The sequence below is a fragment of the Pseudomonas sp. YA1 genome (assembly GCF_058680555.1).
In genome coordinates this window covers 145,493-162,371 of sequence record NZ_JBZWBG010000014.1, presented here as the reverse complement: position 1 = coordinate 162,371, position 16,879 = coordinate 145,493, and the positions used below count along the sequence as shown (strand labels likewise).

At 66.4% G+C, this 16,879-nt stretch carries 19 protein-coding genes; 13 read left to right on the top strand and 6 right to left on the bottom strand.

Features of this window, described 5'->3' with window-relative positions; genetic code table 11:
• Nucleotides 1-6 precede the first annotated feature (6 nt).
• Nucleotides 7-918 carry a LysR family transcriptional regulator gene (locus tag AC4OR5_RS20915; RefSeq protein WP_003086503.1) on the bottom strand — a complete coding sequence of 304 codons (912 nt, stop codon included), beginning with the start codon at nt 916-918 and terminating at the stop codon, nt 7-9.
• Nucleotides 919-1,052: 134 nt separating this feature from the next.
• Between AC4OR5_RS20915 and AC4OR5_RS20910 the strand changes: the two genes are divergently transcribed.
• Both AC4OR5_RS20910 and AC4OR5_RS20905 read left to right on the top strand, forming a co-directional pair.
• Nucleotides 1,053-2,042: an aldo/keto reductase gene (locus tag AC4OR5_RS20910; protein WP_003082273.1), complete on the top strand. Its 990-nt coding sequence runs from the start codon at nt 1,053-1,055 to the stop codon at nt 2,040-2,042.
• Nucleotides 2,043-2,136: 94 nt separating this feature from the next.
• On the top strand, nt 2,137-2,724 hold the full coding sequence (locus tag AC4OR5_RS20905) for a DUF4234 domain-containing protein (protein ID WP_023112253.1): 588 nt from the start codon (nt 2,137-2,139) through the stop codon (nt 2,722-2,724).
• Nucleotides 2,725-2,730: 6 nt separating this feature from the next.
• Here the strand turns inward: AC4OR5_RS20905 and AC4OR5_RS20900 are convergent, their stop codons facing one another.
• Both AC4OR5_RS20900 and dgt read right to left on the bottom strand, forming a co-directional pair.
• Nucleotides 2,731-3,483, bottom strand: a complete 753-nt coding sequence (locus AC4OR5_RS20900; protein WP_003086499.1) for an SIR2 family NAD-dependent protein deacylase — start codon at nt 3,481-3,483, stop codon at nt 2,731-2,733.
• Nucleotides 3,484-3,496: 13 nt separating this feature from the next.
• Nucleotides 3,497-4,993, bottom strand: coding sequence for a dGTPase (gene dgt, locus AC4OR5_RS20895; RefSeq protein WP_003109104.1), 1,497 nt, complete (start codon nt 4,991-4,993; stop codon nt 3,497-3,499).
• Between the two features lie 230 nt (nt 4,994-5,223).
• On the opposite strand from dgt, the gene AC4OR5_RS20890 reads away from it, so the two are divergent.
• On the top strand, nt 5,224-5,544 hold the full coding sequence (locus AC4OR5_RS20890; protein ID WP_003082265.1) for a DUF2025 family protein: 321 nt from the start codon (nt 5,224-5,226) through the stop codon (nt 5,542-5,544).
• A 132-nt stretch (nt 5,545-5,676) separates the two neighbouring features.
• Complete coding sequence (locus tag AC4OR5_RS20885) at nt 5,677-5,808, top strand: hypothetical protein (protein WP_003086493.1); 132 nt, start codon at nt 5,677-5,679, stop codon at nt 5,806-5,808.
• A 33-nt stretch (nt 5,809-5,841) separates the two neighbouring features.
• Here AC4OR5_RS20885 and def read toward each other — a convergent pair whose 3' ends face one another.
• On the bottom strand, nt 5,842-6,381 hold the full coding sequence (gene def, locus AC4OR5_RS20880; protein ID WP_003086490.1) for a peptide deformylase: 540 nt from the start codon (nt 6,379-6,381) through the stop codon (nt 5,842-5,844).
• 209 nt (nt 6,382-6,590) lie between these two features.
• Here def and yfiR point away from each other — a divergent pair, with 209 nt between their 5' ends.
• The 5 genes from yfiR (at nt 6,591) to AC4OR5_RS20855 (ending at nt 10,258) form a co-directional block, all read left to right on the top strand.
• Complete coding sequence (yfiR, locus tag AC4OR5_RS20875) at nt 6,591-7,163, top strand: small colony variant regulatory diguanylate cyclase inhibitor YfiR (protein WP_015503338.1); 573 nt, start codon at nt 6,591-6,593, stop codon at nt 7,161-7,163.
• Complete coding sequence (gene tpbB, locus AC4OR5_RS20870; RefSeq protein WP_003116327.1) at nt 7,163-8,470, top strand: small colony variant regulatory network diguanylate cyclase TpbB; 1,308 nt, start codon at nt 7,163-7,165, stop codon at nt 8,468-8,470. Before yfiR ends, tpbB begins: the two co-directional genes overlap by 1 nt.
• Nucleotides 8,442-8,948 (top strand): small colony variant regulatory network protein YfiB, encoded by a 507-nt coding sequence (gene yfiB / locus AC4OR5_RS20865; RefSeq protein WP_003145479.1) that lies wholly within the window; start codon nt 8,442-8,444, stop codon nt 8,946-8,948. Before tpbB ends, yfiB begins: the two co-directional genes overlap by 29 nt.
• A 274-nt stretch (nt 8,949-9,222) precedes the next feature.
• A complete protein-coding gene (locus AC4OR5_RS20860) occupies nt 9,223-9,777 on the top strand; it encodes a magnesium transporter (protein ID WP_003109108.1) in 555 nt (184 codons plus the stop codon).
• Between the two features lie 106 nt (nt 9,778-9,883).
• Nucleotides 9,884-10,258 (top strand): hypothetical protein, encoded by a 375-nt coding sequence (locus tag AC4OR5_RS20855; protein ID WP_003082252.1) that lies wholly within the window; start codon nt 9,884-9,886, stop codon nt 10,256-10,258.
• A gap of 9 nt (nt 10,259-10,267) precedes the next feature.
• On the opposite strand, the gene AC4OR5_RS20850 is transcribed toward AC4OR5_RS20855, so the two are convergent.
• Nucleotides 10,268-11,107 (bottom strand): CvfB family protein, encoded by an 840-nt coding sequence (locus AC4OR5_RS20850; protein ID WP_003082250.1) that lies wholly within the window; start codon nt 11,105-11,107, stop codon nt 10,268-10,270.
• Nucleotides 11,108-11,361: 254 nt separating this feature from the next.
• Between AC4OR5_RS20850 and AC4OR5_RS20845 the strand changes: the two genes are divergently transcribed.
• Together AC4OR5_RS20845 and AC4OR5_RS20840 are read left to right on the top strand one after the other, a co-directional pair.
• Nucleotides 11,362-13,686 (top strand): LTA synthase family protein, encoded by a 2,325-nt coding sequence (locus AC4OR5_RS20845; RefSeq protein WP_058159970.1) that lies wholly within the window; start codon nt 11,362-11,364, stop codon nt 13,684-13,686.
• 103 nt (nt 13,687-13,789) lie between these two features.
• Complete coding sequence (locus AC4OR5_RS20840; protein WP_003086480.1) at nt 13,790-14,125, top strand: lysozyme inhibitor LprI family protein; 336 nt, start codon at nt 13,790-13,792, stop codon at nt 14,123-14,125.
• A gap of 2 nt (nt 14,126-14,127) precedes the next feature.
• On the opposite strand, the gene hcuC is transcribed toward AC4OR5_RS20840, so the two are convergent.
• A complete protein-coding gene (hcuC, locus tag AC4OR5_RS20835; RefSeq protein WP_058159969.1) occupies nt 14,128-15,894 on the bottom strand; it encodes a hydrophobic compound transporter HcuC in 1,767 nt (588 codons plus the stop codon).
• Nucleotides 15,895-16,364: 470 nt separating this feature from the next.
• On the opposite strand from hcuC, the gene AC4OR5_RS20830 reads away from it, so the two are divergent.
• On the top strand, nt 16,365-16,556 hold the full coding sequence (locus AC4OR5_RS20830; RefSeq protein ID WP_003109112.1) for a PFL_1563 family small protein: 192 nt from the start codon (nt 16,365-16,367) through the stop codon (nt 16,554-16,556).
• Between the two features lie 100 nt (nt 16,557-16,656).
• Complete coding sequence (locus tag AC4OR5_RS20825) at nt 16,657-16,878, top strand: VF530 family protein (protein ID WP_003082243.1); 222 nt, start codon at nt 16,657-16,659, stop codon at nt 16,876-16,878.
• Nucleotide 16,879 lies beyond the last annotated feature (1 nt).

The following is a 16,879-nucleotide window of genomic DNA, read 5'->3' as shown; positions in this document are numbered from 1 at the left end:
GTCGATTCAGGCACGTCCCAGCCAGTCGCCGCGGATCATTTCCATCAGTTGGCGCAAGCCGGGTTGCGGCTGGCGTCGGCTCGGATAGTAGAGGCAGAACGGCGCGCCCATCGAGGTCCAGTCCGGCAATACCAGTTGCAGCCGGCCGCTACGCAGCTCCTCGGCGATTCCCACCTCCAGGCAGTAGGCCAGGCCGACACCGTCCAGGGCCGCGGCAACCGCCGTATTGCTTTCGTTGACGCTGAAGGGGCCGGGCACGTCGACCTCGACCATCCGCTCGCCGTCGCCCAGTTCCCATTTGTAGAACGAGTTGTCGCCCAGGCGCATGCGGATGCAGGCGTGCCGCAACAGGTCGTCCGGCCGCTGGGGCACGCCGTGGCGCGCCAGGTAATCGGGCGACGCGGCCACCACCCAGCGCAGCTCCCCGGTCAATGGCACCGCGACCATGTCCTGGGGCACCGTGCCGCCGTAACGGATGCCGGCGTCGTAGCCGTCGGCGACGATGTCGACCATGCGGTCCTCCACCGAAAGTTCCAGTTGCAGGTCCGGATACGCCTCGGTGAAGCGCCTGAGGACCGGCCCCAGCAGCAGCCGCGAGGCATCGCGCGGCACGTTCAGGCGCAGCCGGCCCACCGGCGAGGTGCGATAGGCATCGAGTTCGCCGAGCGCCTCGCCGATCACCTGGAAACCATCCTCCAGCTTGGCCGCCAGCGCGCTGCCGGCATCGGTCGGCACCACCGAACGGCTGGTACGGTTGAGCAGCTTCACCCCGAGCCGCGCCTCGAGGTTGCGCATGCTGTGGCTCAGCGCCGAGGTACTGACACCCAGCTCCTGGGCCGAGTGGCGGAAGCTGCGGCGCCGGACGATGGTCATGAAGACGTTCAGGTCGGCGAGTTCGGAACGGGTGAAAGCCGGCATTCCAGGGCTCCTGGCAGTTCTCGGAGGTCAATGCAGCATTGAGCCACATTCAATCTCGGGTGATCTAGAGTAATCGCTCCGTGCCGCCGAGCGCATTGCCGGCAAGCGTTTTCCCGATCTGCAGGAGTATTTCCATGAGCGTTGAAAGCATTCGCATCGAGGGTATCGACACGCCGGTCTCGCGCATCGGCCTCGGCACCTGGGCCATCGGCGGCTGGATGTGGGGCGGCGCTGACGACGCGACGTCGGTGGAAACCATCCGGCGTGCGGTGGAATCCGGGATCAACCTGATCGACACCGCGCCGGTCTATGGCTTCGGCCATTCCGAGGAGGTCGTCGGCAAGGCCTTGCAGGGCCTGCGCGACAAGGCGGTGATCGCCACCAAGGCGGCGCTGGAGTGGAGCGACGCGGGCATCCACCGCAACGCCTCCGCCGCACGCATCCGCCGGGAGGTCGAGGACTCGCTGCGGCGGCTGAAGACCGATCGCATCGACCTGTACCAGATCCACTGGCCGGACCCGCTGGTGGCGCACGAGGAAACCGCCGGCGAACTGGAGCGCCTGCGCCGCGACGGCAAGATCCTCGCCATCGGCGTGAGCAACTATTCACCGGAACAGATGGACGGGTTCCGCCAGTTCGCTCCGCTGGCCAGCGTGCAGCCGCCCTACAACCTGTTCGAGCGCGCCATCGACGCCGACGTGTTGCCCTACGCCGAGCGTAACGGCATCGTCGTGCTGGCCTACGGTGCGCTGTGCCGCGGCCTGCTTTCCGGACGGATGAACGCCGAGACCCGCTTCGATGGCGACGACCTGCGCAAGTCCGACCCGAAGTTCCAGCAGCCCCGCTTCGCCCAGTACCTGGCAGCGGTCGCGCAACTGGAGGAACTGGCTCGCGAGCGCTATGGCAAGTCGGTGCTGGCCCTGGCCATCCGCTGGATTCTCGATCGCGGCCCTACTGTGGCACTGTGGGGGGCGCGCAAGCCGGAGCAGTTGAACGGCATCGCCGACGCCTTCGGCTGGCGCCTGGACGACGAGGCCATGGCCCGCATCGAGCGGATCCTCGCCGAGACCATCCAGGATCCGGTCGGTCCCGAGTTCATGGCGCCGCCCAGCCGCAACGCCTGATCGGACGGCCGGGGCGGCAACGCCCCTGGCCGCTGGCCTGACGGAGCGGCGGAAGGCAAAATGGCGGTTTTTCTCAAGGACTGCCGGATCAGTTATGGAAAACGTCTACAAGACCCCGGAAGCGCCCCTGGTGGAAACCCACGGCGCGAAGCGGGCGCATTTCTTCGTCACTTCCCTGGGCAAGATGAGCGTGCTCTTCCTCGTCACCCTGGGGCTGTACGGCGTGTACTGGATGTACAAGCACTGGAAGGCCCAGCAACCGCAGATGGAACGGCGGATCAGCCCGGTATGGCGGGCGATCTTCGGCATCTTCTTTTTCCACGCCCTCGCCCGGCGGATCCACCAGGCCCTGCCGGAAGAGCGCCAGACACTATGGAGCCCGAGCAAGGATGCGACCTGGGCGGTGCTGCTGACGGTCGCGGCGAACCTGATCAGCCACCTCACCGACGTGGTCCCCGCGCTGGAGCCCTACTCGCTGCCCTCGCTCCTGCTGCTGCTCACGCCGCTTATCCCGATGCGCAACATCCAGCGCCAGGCCAACCTCGCCAGCGGCGACCCGCAGGGCACGGGCAACGCCGGCTATTCGGGCTACAACCTGCTGTTCATCGTGCTAGGCGCGCTCTACTGGCTGCTGATCCTGATCGGTTCCGCGGTGATCCTCTTCGGCTCGTCCCAGGGCTGAGCCGCCTCAGCCGGGAAACGCCCGGCGCAACAGTTCGGGCAGCACCTCGCCGGCCGGACCGACGAGACAGTGCTCGCGCGGATGGCGGGTGCGCACCGGTTGCGGGTTCACATGCACGACGCTGGCACCGTGCTCCAGCGCCAGTCCGGGTATCCGCGCCGCCGGCTGCACCACGCCGGAAGTGCCGACGCTGAGCAACAGGTCGCACTCGCAGGCCGCGGCGAAAGCCTCGCGCAGCGCCGCCTCGGGCAGCGCCTCGCCGAACCAGACCACGCCCGGCCGGACCTGTCCGCCGCAGGCCGGACAACGCGGCGGCTCGATCCGTCGTCCCTCTTCCGGCTCGACCGAATCGGGCAAGGCGTCCCGGTAGGCTGCCGCGCAGGTCGCGCAACGCGGCGCGTGCAGGCTGCCATGCAGGTGAAGGACGTCGCGGCTGCCGGCGCGTTCATGCAGGTCGTCGACGTTCTGGGTGACCAACCGGGTGTCGGCGATCCGTCCGCTCAATGCGGCAATCGCCCGGTGCGCGGGATTCGGCTGGACACCCAGCACCTTCAGGCGGCGCCACTCGTACCAGCCCCAGACCAGCGCGGGATCGTCGGCGAAGGCCGCGGGCGTAGCCAGGGCCGCCGGATCGTAGCGCGCCCAGAGACCGCCAAGGGCATCGCGGAAGGTGGGAATCCCGCTTTCCGCCGACACCCCGGCGCCCGTGAAGATCACCAGGCGGCGGGCGCCGGCGAGCAGTTCGACGACAGCGCGCATCTCGCTCCTCCGCTTACAGCGCGGACAACGCGCGGTATTCGTCCTGGGCATGCTGGTCGGTCATGCCGCTGACGAAATCCTGGAGCATGCGGCAGCGGTGGTAGAACTCCCACTGCCGCTGCAACGGGTCCTCCGCCACACCTTTCATGGCCTCCAGGTAAGCCTTGATCTGCTGGCTCGGCAGGCGCCGAACCAGCAGTTGCGGATGCGGCGCGGCGGCCTGGCGACCTTCGGCGAGGGCCTGGAACTCCTCGGCCGGCAGGCGCAGCAGCGGCGCGTAGAAATCCAGCAGGCCCTGGATGATGCGGTAGCCCTGCAATTCCAGGGTTTCCACCTCCGGATGGCAGAACACCCATTCCATGGCCACGTCCTTGAACGTCTGGACGATGGCGTGCGGCAGGCTGCCGTCCTCCATCAGCGCGCGGCCGAGGGTGCCGGCATGAACCGCTTCGAGGTTGTCGATGAACTGCTGGGCGGCGTGCTGGACCAGCGGGTGGATCATTTTCACCCGCAGGCGGATGAAGAATTCGCTGACCTTGTTGATCGGCTCCCGCTCGGCCTTTTCCAGCGAGTAGTCGACCATCCGCTGGAAGCTCATGTTGTCCGCGTCGCCGGGAATCGGTGCGTCCGGCGAATGGTGGACGGCAAACTTCTTCACCAGCAGATCCGCCAATTGACGGATGTCGAGGATGCCTTTTTCCACCGAGTCTTCGATATCGGCCAGGCAATAGGAGATATCGTCGGCCGCTTCCATGATGTAGGCCACAGGGTGGCGAGTGCCCGGGCGCATGCCGAGGACTTGGCGCAGTTCGTCGACGAAGGCTTCCTCGGAAAGATAGAAGCCCGGCTTCTTGTTCAGGTAGTGGTTCGCCGCTGCCTTGTCCGGCTTCGGCTCGTAGGCCGGACGCACGTACTTGAGCAGGCCGGCGGTCTGCGTGTAGGTGAGGTTCAGGCGCAGCAGCTTCACCACCAGGCGGATGGCCTGGGCGTTGCCTTCGAAATGCTTGAGGTCGGTGAGCATGCGCTGCTGCAACAGGCCGTCGCCCTGGCCCGGCGGTACGCGGCGCTCGAACAGGGCGTCGAGATTGCGTTCGAACCAATCGTTGATGGCGTACTCGCCGAAATGACCGAACGGCGGATTGCCGACGTCGTGCATCAGGCAGGCCATTTCCACCAGGCTTTCCAGCGCGCCTTCCAGCCCGTCCAGGCCGACCTCCGCGGCACGCGGGCCCAGTTGGCGGAACAGCGTGCGGACGATGAAACGCCCGGTCTGCTGCACTTCCAGGGAATGGGTCAGGCGGCTGCGCACCGCCGCGTTGCGCTCCAGCGGGAAGACCTGGGTCTTCTGCTGCAGGCGCCGCACGGCGGCGGAATTGACGATGCGCCCGCGGTCGCTTTCCAACTGGTAGACGATGTCTTGCAGATCGGTATTCCCGGCATGTCCGTAGGTTTCCCTGTCATGCGGACGCTGGCGGGATATCCGCTCCTTGAAATCCACGGCCCCTGGCATCTGGCGCTGTTCTCCACTCGGTCGGCTGCGAACCCCGAGCCTAGCGCGTGGCGGCGGTTTAACCAAGGTCGCGACAATCCGTCCCACTACCGTTCGCGGTCCGCCCTCTTCCCCGGGCGGCGGCAACTGGCAGAATACCCCGCTCGGCACCAGCGACCCCCGCCGCAGAACGGGGGCGCCGCCGATCATGCGTGCGCCCATAGAAACAGGAACGTTCAGGGAGGTTCCGCATGAGCATCACATCCACCGACATCTGCCAGGCCGCCGATGCCCTCAAGGGGTTCGTCGGTTTCAACCGCAAGACCGGCCGCTACATCGTGCGTTTCAGCGAAGACTCCTTCGGCATGGACGTAGCCGACGACAGCATCACGCCCACCAGCGAGTTCGTCTGGAGTTCGGTACGCGACGACGTCATGCGCCTGGGCCGCGAGCAGTTGCAGATCCTGCTGGAACAGAACATCAACGAACGACTGAACATCGGCGAGCCGCTACTGGTCTATCTGCGCCGCCAGGACCTGCCGGAAATCACCGCACAACGCCAGTTGCGCTGAGCGCCGTCGATCGCCACCCGCGCCGGGCGCTGCGCCACGCATTATGCTGGAAGCGTCCGCCGCCGTCCGGCGTCGCGGACGCCATCGGCCATCCGGCGCGCCACGCAGGTGCTGCGTGGGGAGGTGAACGCCATGAGCAAGGGACTGAACGCGAAGAAGGAAACTCGTAGGAAACCGCTGAAAACCGCCCAGGAGAAACGCCTGGCGAAACGAGCGAAAAAACACGCTCCGGCGGCGCCGCTCGGCACCCCATCGCGGAGCTGAGCCAGGCCGGAGCGGAGCCGCAGGCGCAACCGCTCAATCGTCCGCGGCGGGGTCCAGGTCGGGGAACAGCACCTCGGTGAAGCCGAACTTGCTGAAGTCGGTGATTCGCGAGGGATACAGGCGGCCGATCAGGTGGTCGCACTCGTGCTGCACCACCCGCGCATGGAACCCTTCGACGCTGCGGTCGATCGGCTGTCCCTGCGGGTCCAGGCCCTGGTAGCGGATGCGCCGATGGCGCGATACCGCGCCGCGCAACCCCGGCACCGACAGGCAGCCCTCCCAGCCCTCTTCCATCTCGTCGTCCAGCGGGGTGATCCGCGGGTTCAGCAGGATGGTCGGCGGCACGGCCGGGGCGTCCGGATAGCGCTCGCTGCGCTCGAAACCGAAGATCACCAGTTGCAGGTCGACGCCGATCTGCGGCGCGGCCAGCCCTACCCCGCCGACGTGATGCATGGTTTCGAACATGTCGTCGATCAGCCGTTGCAGCTCCTCGCTGCCGAGCAGTTCGGACGGCACCGGCTGCGCAATGCGCAACAGGCGCTCGTCACCCATCTTGAGGATTTCCCGGATCATGCCGCCCCCTGATAAAGGTCAGTAACGTCCTACATGCTCAGCCAGAAAACCAGACAGGACAAGACGCAAAGAGCTTCCATCTCCGGCAATTGCGTCATTGGTTTGACACCGAACGGCTTTCTTTCCCGGCACATCCGGTAATATTCGCCGCACACCGACTACACTGGCCAGTCGTACCACCCCGCTACGTTTTCCTGGAGGAAACCTTTTTGCCTTCGTTGCCCACCTTGCAGCCCCTCGACCTCTACAGGCGCACCCTGGCCTGCCTGGTCCTGGCGGTTTCCTGCCTGGGCAGCGGAGGCCTGTGGGCGGACGACGCACGGACGTCGGTCGAGCAACGCAGCAACGCGGTCAGCCAGGTTCTGCTGGGCATATTCAGCTACGTGCGCTGGCCGAAGGAACCGGCGGTTCTGCAACTCTGCGTGGTCGGCCCGACCGAGTACGCCGACGGCCTGCTCCGCGGCATGGTGCAGGCCAATGGCAGGCGCGTGCATGCGGAACGCCGCGCGGTGGACAACCCGGACCTCGGCACGCTCTGCAACGTGATCTACCTCGGAGTGGTCGACGAGCGCGAGCGCCAGCAGGTGTTCCACAGCCTGGCCGGGCATCCGGTCCTGTCCATCAGCGAGCGTGGCACCGAATGCAGCGTCGGCAGCATGTTCTGCCTCAACGTCGGCGGTCCGCGCATCACCTTCGAGGCCAATCTCGACTCCATCGCCCGCAGCGGCGTACGCGTGCACCCGAGCGTATTGAAACTGGCAAGGCGGCAGGCCACTCCGTGATGAACCGTCGTCGTCGCTATACGGGTTCCAATCCATCGCTGCGCCGGGTGCTCTATCGCGCGCACCTGGGCGTGGCGCTGGTCGCGGTATTCACCGCCGGGCTGGCAGTGACCCTGGTCGGCCTGCTGACCCTGCGCGCCTACGCGGACCCCAACCAGCAACTGATCGCCCGTTCCATCAGCTATACCGTCGAAGCCGCGGTGGTCTTCGGCGATGCCCAGGCCGCCGAGGAATCCCTGGCGCTGATCGCCTCCAGCGAAGAGGTCTCCAGCGCCATCGTCTACGACCGCCAGGGGCAGCCCCTGGCCAGCTGGCATCGGGAAAGCACCGGGCCGCTGCACCTGCTGGAACAGCAACTGGCGCACTGGCTGCTCAGCGCGCCGACCGAACAACCGATCCTGCACGACGGCCAGAAGATCGGTTCGGTGGAGGTGAAAGGCTCCGGCGGCAGCCTGCTGCGCTTCCTGCTCACCGGTTTCGCCGGCATGGTCCTGTGCCTGCTGCTTACCGCCCTGGGCGCCTTCTATCTGTCGCGGCGGCTGGTACGCGGTATCGTCGGCCCGCTCGACCAACTGGCGAAGGTCGCGCATACCGTGCGCCGCGAACGGGATTTCGAGAAGCGCGTACCGGAAGCCGGCATCGCCGAGCTGAGCCAACTGGGCGAGGACTTCAACGCCCTGCTCGACGAACTCGAATCCTGGCAGGCGCGCTTGCAGGACGAGAACGCCTCGCTGGCGCACCAGGCCCACCACGACAGCCTGACCAGCCTGCCCAACCGCGCCTTCTTCGAAGGCCGCCTGAGCCGGGCGCTGCGCGATGCCAGCGAGCACCGCGAGCAATTGGCGGTACTGTTCATCGACAGCGACCGTTTCAAGGAGATCAACGACCGCCTCGGCCATGCCGCCGGCGACACCGTGCTGGTCAACATCGCCATGCGCATCCGTGGGCAGTTGCGCGAAAGCGACCTGGTGGCGCGCCTGGGTGGCGACGAATTCGCCGTCCTGCTCGCACCGCTGGCGTCCGGCGCCGACGCCCTGCGCATCGCCGACAACATCATCGCCAGCATGCAGGCGCCGATCCGGCTCAGCGACGGCAGCACGGTGAGTACCTCGCTGACCATCGGCATCGCCCTCTATCCCGAGCACGCGGATACCCCGGCGGCGCTGCTCCACGACGCCGACATGGCGATGTACATCGCCAAGCGCCAGGCCCGCGGCAGCCGGCGCCTGGCGGAACTCAACGACCCCCGCATCCTTCAGGAAGAAAAGGAGATAGACAGTGCTACCCCAGAGGCTCCACCCAAGTAGATTGCTCGCCCTCGCCCTGTTCAGCCTTGTGCTGGGTCTGACCGGTTGCCAGACCAAACCGCCGCAGACCGGCCTGAGCGCCGAGCAGATCGCCGTGCTCCAGGAGCAGGGCTTCGAACTCCGCGACGAAGGCTGGGAGTTCGGCATGTCCAGCAAGGTGCTGTTCGGCAACAATCTCGACCGTCTCAATCCCGACAGCCGCAACACCCTGACGAAGATCGCCCACGCCTTGCTCGCGGTAGACATCGACAAGGTCCGCCTGGAAGGCCACACCGACAACTACGGCGACGAAGGCTACAACCAGAAGCTCTCCGAACGGCGCGCCGAATCGGTAGCCGCGGTGTTCCGCGAAGCCGGCATGCCGGCGGCCAACATCGAGGTCCGCGGCCTGGGCATGAGCAAGCCGGTGGCCGATAACAAGACCCGCGCCGGCCGCAGCGAGAACCGCCGCGTCGCCATCATCGTTCCCGCCGAGTAATCCTGCGCTCGCGGGCTGCGTACGGCCCACCCGTACCTGGCCCGTCCATCGCCCGGCCCCGCCGCCACCCCGCTTCCGGCCTATGTTGAAGGAAGAAGCCAGCAGACCGGCGTACCGGCCGCCGCTGCCGCGGATGCTAGACTGAATGCTGCGCAAGAAACCGACAATCCCGGCCGACCTGCCGCTTGCGGGTGCTCCGGGATTCACCGACAGGGGGTATCGACCTTTGCCTGTTCGCCCAAGGAACAGGCCGTCAGACGATGGGAGGCATGCCATGAACCGGCATTACTACATCAGCGACAACCTCGACGAGCTGGAACGGCTCGAAGCCGAACTGGAAGCCAGCGGCATCGCCACCGAGCAGATCCACGTCCTCAGCGAAAAGGACGCGGAGACCGGCCAGCGCCATCTGCACGAAGTCTCTCCGTTCATGAAGAAGGATGTGGTCCGCTCCGGCCGTGTCGGCCTGTTGGTCGGCCTCGTCCTGGCCATCGTCGCCGTGGCCTTCGCCTATGCCAGCGGCTGGACGGAAACCGCCGCCGGCTGGATTCCGGTGATCTTCCTCGGCGCCGTGCTCTGCGCGTTCTGCCTGTGGGAAGGCAGCTTCTTCGGCCTGCAGCGCACCAACCGCGCCTTCCGCCCCTTCGAAGAACGCCTGCACCAGGGGCAGCACCTGTTCTTCGTCGATGTGAAGAACGCCCAGGAGCCGATCCTGGTCAACGTGGTGAGCCACCACCCGCGCCTGCAGGACGCCGGCACCGGCCCCGCGGTCTCTCCGCTGCTGCTGGGCTGGCAGCAACGCTGGCGGCAGTTCCGGCGGATGGTCTGAGCGGCGGGGCCTGCGCACCGCGCAGGTCCTGCGCCGTCCCTCCGGCTGCTAGAATATCCGGCTACCCGCCCGCCATCCCGGCCGGCGCGGCCCGTCAGGAAACTCCATGAAACTCGATAAAGCGGCAGCCATCGCACAGCTCAACCAGGCCTTGGGCATGTCCGTGCTGGATGCCGGCAACACCCTGCTCGCCCGCTTCAACAAGAGCAAGAACGTCTGGTGGTTCGATATTCCGCTCAGCCAACTGAAGGCCGGCAAGTTCCTCAACCTGCTGCTGGCGAACCCGGCCGGCGATGCAGTGGAGCACCTGAAGGTGCCCACCGGTTTCCTTCGCCAGCAGCAGGACAGCCTGGAACTGCGCGACAAGAACGCCCGCCGGCCGACCCTCAGCCTGGAGCTGAGCGCGGACCCCGGCAAGCGCCTGCGCGACGTCCGCCCCGGCGGCGCTGGCCTGGACTTCGCCCCGTTCCTCCAGCCCTGAGCGGAAACCTCAGCGCGGCAGTTCGATGCGTTCCGGGTGGATCAGGATCAGGCCTTTCTTGTAGAGACCGCCGATGGCCTTCTTGAAGGTCCCCTTGCTGACCCCGAAGAGCCGGTGGATATCTTCCGGCGAACTCTTGTCGCTGAGCGGCAGGCTGCCGCCGGCCTCCAGCAGCCGGGCGAGAATCTGCTGGCTCAGCTCGACGGCGGCCTCGGCGCCGACCGGCTGCAGGCTCAGGGCGATCTTGCCGTCCGCGCGCAATTCCTTGATGTAGCCCTGTTCGCGCATGCCGCTGCGGAGGAACTTGAACGCCTCGTTCTTGTGGATCAGGCCCCAGTGCTTGCCCTCGATGATCGCCTTGAAGCCCATCTCGGTACGCTCCACCACCAGCAGGTCGACCGCCTGGCCGACGCTGTAGCGCGGCGGCAGGTTGTCCAACTGGCGGTCCAGGCGTGCGGTGGCGGTGATGCGGTTGGTGCGCTTGTCCAGGTAGACGTAGACCACGCAGTAGTCGCCGACCTGCAATGGACGCTTCTCTTCCGAATGCGGCAGCAGCAGGTCCTTGGGCAGACCCCAGTCGAGGAACAGGCCGATCCGGTTGATCTCCACGACCTTCAGGCTGGCGAAACCGCCGACCTGGACCTTGGGCGTCTGGGTGGTGGCGATCAGGCGGTCGTCGCTGTCCAGGTAGATGAACACGTTGAGCCAGTCGCCCACTTCGCTGGGCTGGTCCTTCGGCACATAGCGCTTGGGCAGGAGGATCTCGCCGTGCTGGGTACCGTCGAGATAGAGCCCGAACTCCGTGTGCTTGACCACCTGCAGTGAATTGAAACGCCCGATGACCGCCATGTTGTCTCCCCCTGTCGAAGGGGCGGCATTCTACCGGGCGCCACGCAGGCGGGCGGAAGTTTTTGCCGGTGCGCCGACGCCGCTCATCGCCTTGCCGGCCGTTCGCGCCGAAACATCCTGAACCACGCGGACATTTCCCAAATGCCGACTGTCTACTGGCAGTAAGCACAACGATGTTTCAAAATCGTGAACCCTAAAGACTTTTTTGGAACATCCTTATCAAGGATTCTCGCTGCCGCTCATCAGGAGTTCCTGTGCGTCCACTCAGCCGTTGGCTCTCATCTTGCGGCTCGCTTCTGGCGCTGGCCGCGCTGTTCCTGGTCGTTCCCCTCGCCGGCCGCTACTGGCTCGGCTGGTCGACGCCGTTCGGCTATCTCTCGGACCTGGCCCTCGGCAGCCTGCTGGTGCTGCTCCTGCATCGACGCTCCCTGTGGTTCGCGCTCCCGGTCATGCTGCTCTGGTGCCTGTTCCTGATCGGCAATGCCGAACTGGTCGGCGCGGTCGGGCGCATGCCGGAACCTTCCGACCTCAAGTACCTGCTGGATCCGCAGTTCGTCAGCAGCTCCACCCAGGGCGGCGGCCTCGCCCACCTGCCACTGGCGCTCGGCCTCGGCGGCGCGACATTGCTTTGCGTGCTGCTCTGGCGCCGCCGCGGTCCGCGCCTGCCGCGCTATGCCTACGCGCTGCCGGCGGCGTTCCTGGCGGCGCATGTCGGCCTGCAATACCTGCGTCCGAGCGATGCTGACCAGTGGCAGCAGTACAACCTGCCGCACAAACTGCTGGCCAGCGCGCTCAGCAGTGGCCAACTAGCGGTCGAAGACTGGCTCGCCGGCGACCGTCCGGACACCCCGCCGGACGTCGCCGGGCTCAACCAACTCGACCTTTCCGGAACGCCGCTGCTGGCCGGCGGAGGGCGCGCGCGCAACGTCCTAATCGTGGCCATGGAGGGAATCCCCGGCGCATATATCGCCGCCAACCGCGCCGCCATCAACAGCAGCTACCACGAAGCGCCGATGCCCAGGCTGAGTGGCTGGGCCGAACGGGCGATGACCACCCCGGACTACGTGCTGCACAGCCACCAGACCATCCGCGGCCTCTACGCCATGCTCTGCGGCGACTACAGCAAGCTCGACTCGGGCACGCCGAAGGGCGTCGAACTGCTCAACAACCCGGCCCGGGCCAGGGAGTGCCTGCCCGCCCAGCTGCGCCAGCACGGTTTCAGCACGCACTTCCTGCAGGGTGCCGGCCTGCGCTTCATGGCCAAGGACAAGGTCATGCCGCAGATGGGCTTCGACAAGACCCTCGGGCGCGACTGGTTCCGCAACAAGTCCTACCTGGAGTTTCCCTGGGGCATGGACGACAAGGCCTTCTTCGAGGGCGCCGCGACCTACGTGAAGCAGCTGCGCCAGCAGAAGAAACCCTGGATGCTGACCCTGCTCACCGTCGGCACCCACCAGCCCTACTCGGCGCCTGCCGACTACCTGGCCCGCTACCCGAACGCCAAGCAGGCCGCGGTGGCCTATCTCGACGACGCGATCGGCGCCTTCCTCGCCGACCTGGAGAAACAGGGCGTGTTGCGCGACACCCTGGTGGTGCTCACTTCCGACGAATCCCACGGTGTCGACCAGGTGCGCCTCGCCTCGGCCTGGGGCTTCAACCTGGTGCTGGCACCGGAACAGGCGGCGCTGCCGCCGATCAAGAGCGGCGTCTACGGCCACGTCGACCTCGCCGCGTCCGTCCTCGACTATTTCGGCTACCGCGTGCCGGCGGGGATTTCCGGGCGCTCGCTGTTCCGCGACTACGCCAGCGGTCGCGAAATGATGTCCTACACCAACGGCATGCTGCGCCACCACGACGGCAAGGCCACCTTCGTCGAGTGCGATTTCCAGCAGGTCTGCCGGCGCTACCGCAGCGAGGGCTTCATCGCCGACGAAGCCGAGTTCCTCGGTCGCTTCAGCGGACGCCAGGCACGCCTGGTCAGCCAGCGCGCCGCCGTCCTCGACCACTCCGTGCAACAGGCCGGCCAGTTGGGCCAGGAGTTCCAGTTCGCCACCCACGAACGCATCCGCCTGAAGCCGGAAACCCACAACGACTGGACCGACAACCTGATCGGCGCGCAATACCTGGAGATGCCGAAGAACAGCAGGACCACGGTCACCCTGAAGATCCGCGCCTTGCAGATGGACCGCAACGGCGCCCGGGTGACGCTGAAGACCAAGGAGTTCGAACGCGACGTTCCCATACCGGTACCGGACATCCCGCGCCTGCTCAAAGGCAAGCCGCTGGACATGAGCTTCACCTTCGACAACCCGGAAGCGCGCAAGGCCTTCTCCTTCCACTTGCTCGCCGAGGGCCGCGGGATCATCGAGATCAGCGACTTCCACGTGGTCACGGCGGCCAACCCGGAACCCGTGGAAAGCCGCAGCCAGGTCGCCGAAGCGGCGAAGGAGCAGCCGTTGCTGAGCCCCCTGAAAAGCCTGTTCGCCAACCGCCCCGAAACCGAGGAAGCGGAACGCGCGGACGCCCCTCGGGAGCGCACCGTCATCCCCGAGCAGAAGGCCCTGATCCTTTCGCACTGACCGCGCCGGAGCGGCCCGCCCGGCCGCCGCGCGCTCCCCGCTGAACCCAGCGCTGTCGCTGGCGTCGAAGATTCGCAAGCAACCAGGCGAAACGGAGAACGGCATGAAGCACCTGGCATTCCTCGCCCTCGGCGGACTCCTGCTGGCGCCCCTGGCCGAAGCGGCCAGCTTCGATTGCGAAAAGGCTGAGCGAGCGGACGAAAAGGCCATCTGCGCGAACCGGGCGCTGAACGACAAGGACGTCGAGATGAGCGTCAAGTACCACTTCCTCCGCGGCCTGTTCGCCATGGGCGGCCGCGGCGCCATGCAGGACCGGCAGCAGGACTGGCTGCGTGAGCGCCGGCGCTGCGGTGGCGACACCGACTGCCTCTCCCGTGCCTACGCGCAGCGTATCGACGAGCTGGACAAGCAGTACGCGGGTATCGACAAGCCGCTCTGAAGCTAGCGTCCGCCGACGGCGAACTGCAGTTCCGCCAGGCGCGCATAGAGCGGGTTCTCGGCGATCAGACGGGCGTGGCTACCAATCGCCACCAGCCGCCCCTGGTCGATCACCGCGATGCGGTCGGCGCTCTGCACCGTGGCCAGGCGATGGGCGATCACCAGGGTGGTACGTCCGCTCATCAGGCCTGGCAGGGCCTGCTGGATCAGGTGCTCGCTTTCCGCATCCAGGGCGCTGGTCGCCTCGTCGAGCAGCAGCACCGGCGCGTCTACCAGCAACGCCCGGGCGATCGCCAGGCGCTGGCGCTGGCCGCCGGACAGGCCGATGCCGCCCTCGCCCAGGTGGGTGGCGTAGCCCTGCGGCAGACCCAGGATGAACTCGTGGGCATGCGCGGCACGCGCTGCGGCCTCGACCTCGGCGGCGCTGGCATGCGGACGGCCGTAGCGGATGTTTTCCTCGACGCTGCCGAAGAACAGCGCGGGGTTCTGCGACACCAGGGCAAAGCTGCGGCGCAAGTCGGCCGGGGCCAGTTCGACGATCGGCTGTCCGTCCAGCAGCAGCCGTCCCTGCTGCGGATCGAAGAAACGCAGGAGCAGATCGAACAGGGTCGACTTGCCGGCACCGGAAGGTCCGACCAGGGCCAGGGTTTCCCCCGGTTCGACGGCCAGGCTGATGTCGTCGATGGCCCAGTGTTCGGGACGGGTCGGATAGGCGAAGCGCACCGCCTGCAATTCGATCCTCCCGCTCACCCGCGCCGCCAGCTTGCGTGGTTGCGCTGGCGGGCGGATCTCGCTGCGCGCCCTGAGCAGCTCGGCGATGCGCTCTGCGGCGCCGGCAGCGCGCTGCAATTCGCCGATCACCTCGCTGAGGGTGCCGAAGGCCATGCCGACGATCAGGCTGTAGAAGACGAACGCGGCCAGTTCGCCGGCCGAGATGCTGCCGGCGATCACGTCGCGGCCGCCGACCCAGAGCATGATGCCGACTGCGCCGAGCACCAGCACGATCACCACGGTGATCAGCCAGGCGCGCTGGGCGATGCGCTTGCGCGCGGTGTCGAAGGCGCGTTCGACGGTGCCGGCGAAGCGCTGGCGATCCTGCGCCTGGTGGTTGTAGGCCTGCACGGTCTTGATCTGACCGAGGGTTTCACCGACGTAGCTGCCGACGTCGGCCACCCGGTCCTGGCTTTCCCGCGACAGGCTGCGCACGCGGCGGCCGAACAGCAGGATCGGGGCGATCACCAGCGGCAACGCCAGCACCACGATGCTGGTCAGCTTGGCGTTGGTGACGAACATCAGCAGCACCCCGCCGACCAGCATCAGGGCATTGCGCAGGGCCATCGACAGCGAGGAACCGATCACCGTCTGCAGCAGCGTAGTGTCGGCGGTCAGGCGCGACTGGATCTCGGAGCTACGGTTGGTTTCGTAGAAACCGGGATGCAACTCGATCAGGTGGTCGAACACGCGCTTGCGGATATCGGCGACGAAGCGCTCGCCGATCCAGGACACCAGGTAGAAGCGCACGAAGGTGCCCACGGCCAGGCCGAGCACCAGCACGAAGAACAGCAGGATGTAGCGATTGAGCAATTCGGGCGAGGCGGTGAGGAACCCCTGGTCCACCAGCAGGCGGATACCCTGGCCCAGGGACAGGGTGATCGCCGCGGTGAACAGCAACGCCACCAGGGCCCCGAGCATGCGCCAGCGGTAAGGCGCCATGAAGCGCCAGGCCAGGCGCAGGGCGATACGTTGGCGGGAGGAGAAAATGGCTGGCATGCGGCGCTCGCTCGGCGGCTGGGGTTCCGCAGGTTAGCACCGGGAACGCAGCGAGGCGATGCATGCCCCGGCCGGCAGCGCGATGATATCGACGTATATATCCGGGCAACTTAGCCGATAACTAATCGTGAACTTTTCATTATTCTCGATATAGGCGAGTTAGAGCCCCGGAGAACTTTTTCGCTCAATTAGTGCAAACATTGGAATTCATGCCGGGATGCGCGAAGGAGTTATCCACCTGGCGGTATCCTGCGTCGCCCGGGGTCGGCGGGACATCCAGCCGCGGAGACCTCGAGCAGTTCGCCGCCGGCTCGCCAATGCCGCAGCGCCTCGCTCGGGTATTGCCTAACGGACTTTATAGAAAACAGCAGGTTACGTCCGAAATCTGATCGACAATATTCAAGATGAAATAAAACGCCGCTTCGGTTATAATGAACGGCCATATTTAATGCAGAGACAGGTCCCCGGATATGGCCATCATGAAGAAAACCGTCGCGCCGAAAGCCGCCAAGCCGGCTCCCGCGGTCGAAACCCGCGAATCCATCGAAGCGCAGGTCGCCGCCTTCCTCCAGGCCGGCGGCGAGATCCAGAAGATCGCCAAGGGCGTCAGCGGCCAGGTCTACGGCCCGTCGCGGCAGATCACCATCAGCAAGAAGCGCTGATCGCCCGCCCCTCGCCGGGGACTACGAAGGGGATGGCAGGCCGGCACGCAGATGTGCCACGCTCCATCCCCTTTTTCATTGCCTGAATCCCGAGCCCTTCATGCCTGGCCATCCCGATCCACTGCACGGCGTCACCCTGGAAAAACTGCTCACCGAACTGGTCGCCCACCACGGCTGGGCGGAGCTTGGCAAACGGGTCGACATTCGTTGTTTCAGGAACGACCCGAGCATCAAGTCCAGCCTCGCCTTCCTGCGCAAGACGCCCTGGGCCCGGGAAAAGGTCGAGGCGCTCTACGTCCAGCTCAAACGCAACCAAGGCTGAA

Excerpts from the sequence above, each read along its gene's own strand:
- AC4OR5_RS20915 (WP_003086503.1), bottom strand. The coding sequence starts at position 918 with ATGCCGGCTTTCACCCGTTCCGAACTCGCCGACCTGAACGTCTTCATG.
- AC4OR5_RS20910 (WP_003082273.1), top strand. The coding sequence starts at position 1,053 with ATGAGCGTTGAAAGCATTCGCATCGAGGGTATCGACACGCCGGTCTCG.
- AC4OR5_RS20905 (WP_023112253.1), top strand. The coding sequence starts at position 2,137 with ATGGAAAACGTCTACAAGACCCCGGAAGCGCCCCTGGTGGAAACCCAC.
- AC4OR5_RS20900 (WP_003086499.1), bottom strand. The coding sequence starts at position 3,483 with ATGCGCGCTGTCGTCGAACTGCTCGCCGGCGCCCGCCGCCTGGTGATC.
- dgt (WP_003109104.1), bottom strand. The coding sequence starts at position 4,993 with ATGCCAGGGGCCGTGGATTTCAAGGAGCGGATATCCCGCCAGCGTCCG.
- AC4OR5_RS20890 (WP_003082265.1), top strand. The coding sequence starts at position 5,224 with ATGAGCATCACATCCACCGACATCTGCCAGGCCGCCGATGCCCTCAAG.
- AC4OR5_RS20885 (WP_003086493.1), top strand. The coding sequence starts at position 5,677 with ATGAGCAAGGGACTGAACGCGAAGAAGGAAACTCGTAGGAAACCGCTG.
- def (WP_003086490.1), bottom strand. The coding sequence starts at position 6,381 with ATGATCCGGGAAATCCTCAAGATGGGTGACGAGCGCCTGTTGCGCATT.
- tpbB (WP_003116327.1), top strand. The coding sequence starts at position 7,163 with ATGAACCGTCGTCGTCGCTATACGGGTTCCAATCCATCGCTGCGCCGG.
- AC4OR5_RS20860 (WP_003109108.1), top strand. The coding sequence starts at position 9,223 with ATGAACCGGCATTACTACATCAGCGACAACCTCGACGAGCTGGAACGG.
- AC4OR5_RS20855 (WP_003082252.1), top strand. The coding sequence starts at position 9,884 with ATGAAACTCGATAAAGCGGCAGCCATCGCACAGCTCAACCAGGCCTTG.
- AC4OR5_RS20850 (WP_003082250.1), bottom strand. The coding sequence starts at position 11,107 with ATGGCGGTCATCGGGCGTTTCAATTCACTGCAGGTGGTCAAGCACACG.
- AC4OR5_RS20840 (WP_003086480.1), top strand. The coding sequence starts at position 13,790 with ATGAAGCACCTGGCATTCCTCGCCCTCGGCGGACTCCTGCTGGCGCCC.
- hcuC (WP_058159969.1), bottom strand. The coding sequence starts at position 15,894 with ATGCCAGCCATTTTCTCCTCCCGCCAACGTATCGCCCTGCGCCTGGCC.
- AC4OR5_RS20830 (WP_003109112.1), top strand. The coding sequence starts at position 16,365 with ATGGCCATCATGAAGAAAACCGTCGCGCCGAAAGCCGCCAAGCCGGCT.
- AC4OR5_RS20825 (WP_003082243.1), top strand. The coding sequence starts at position 16,657 with ATGCCTGGCCATCCCGATCCACTGCACGGCGTCACCCTGGAAAAACTG.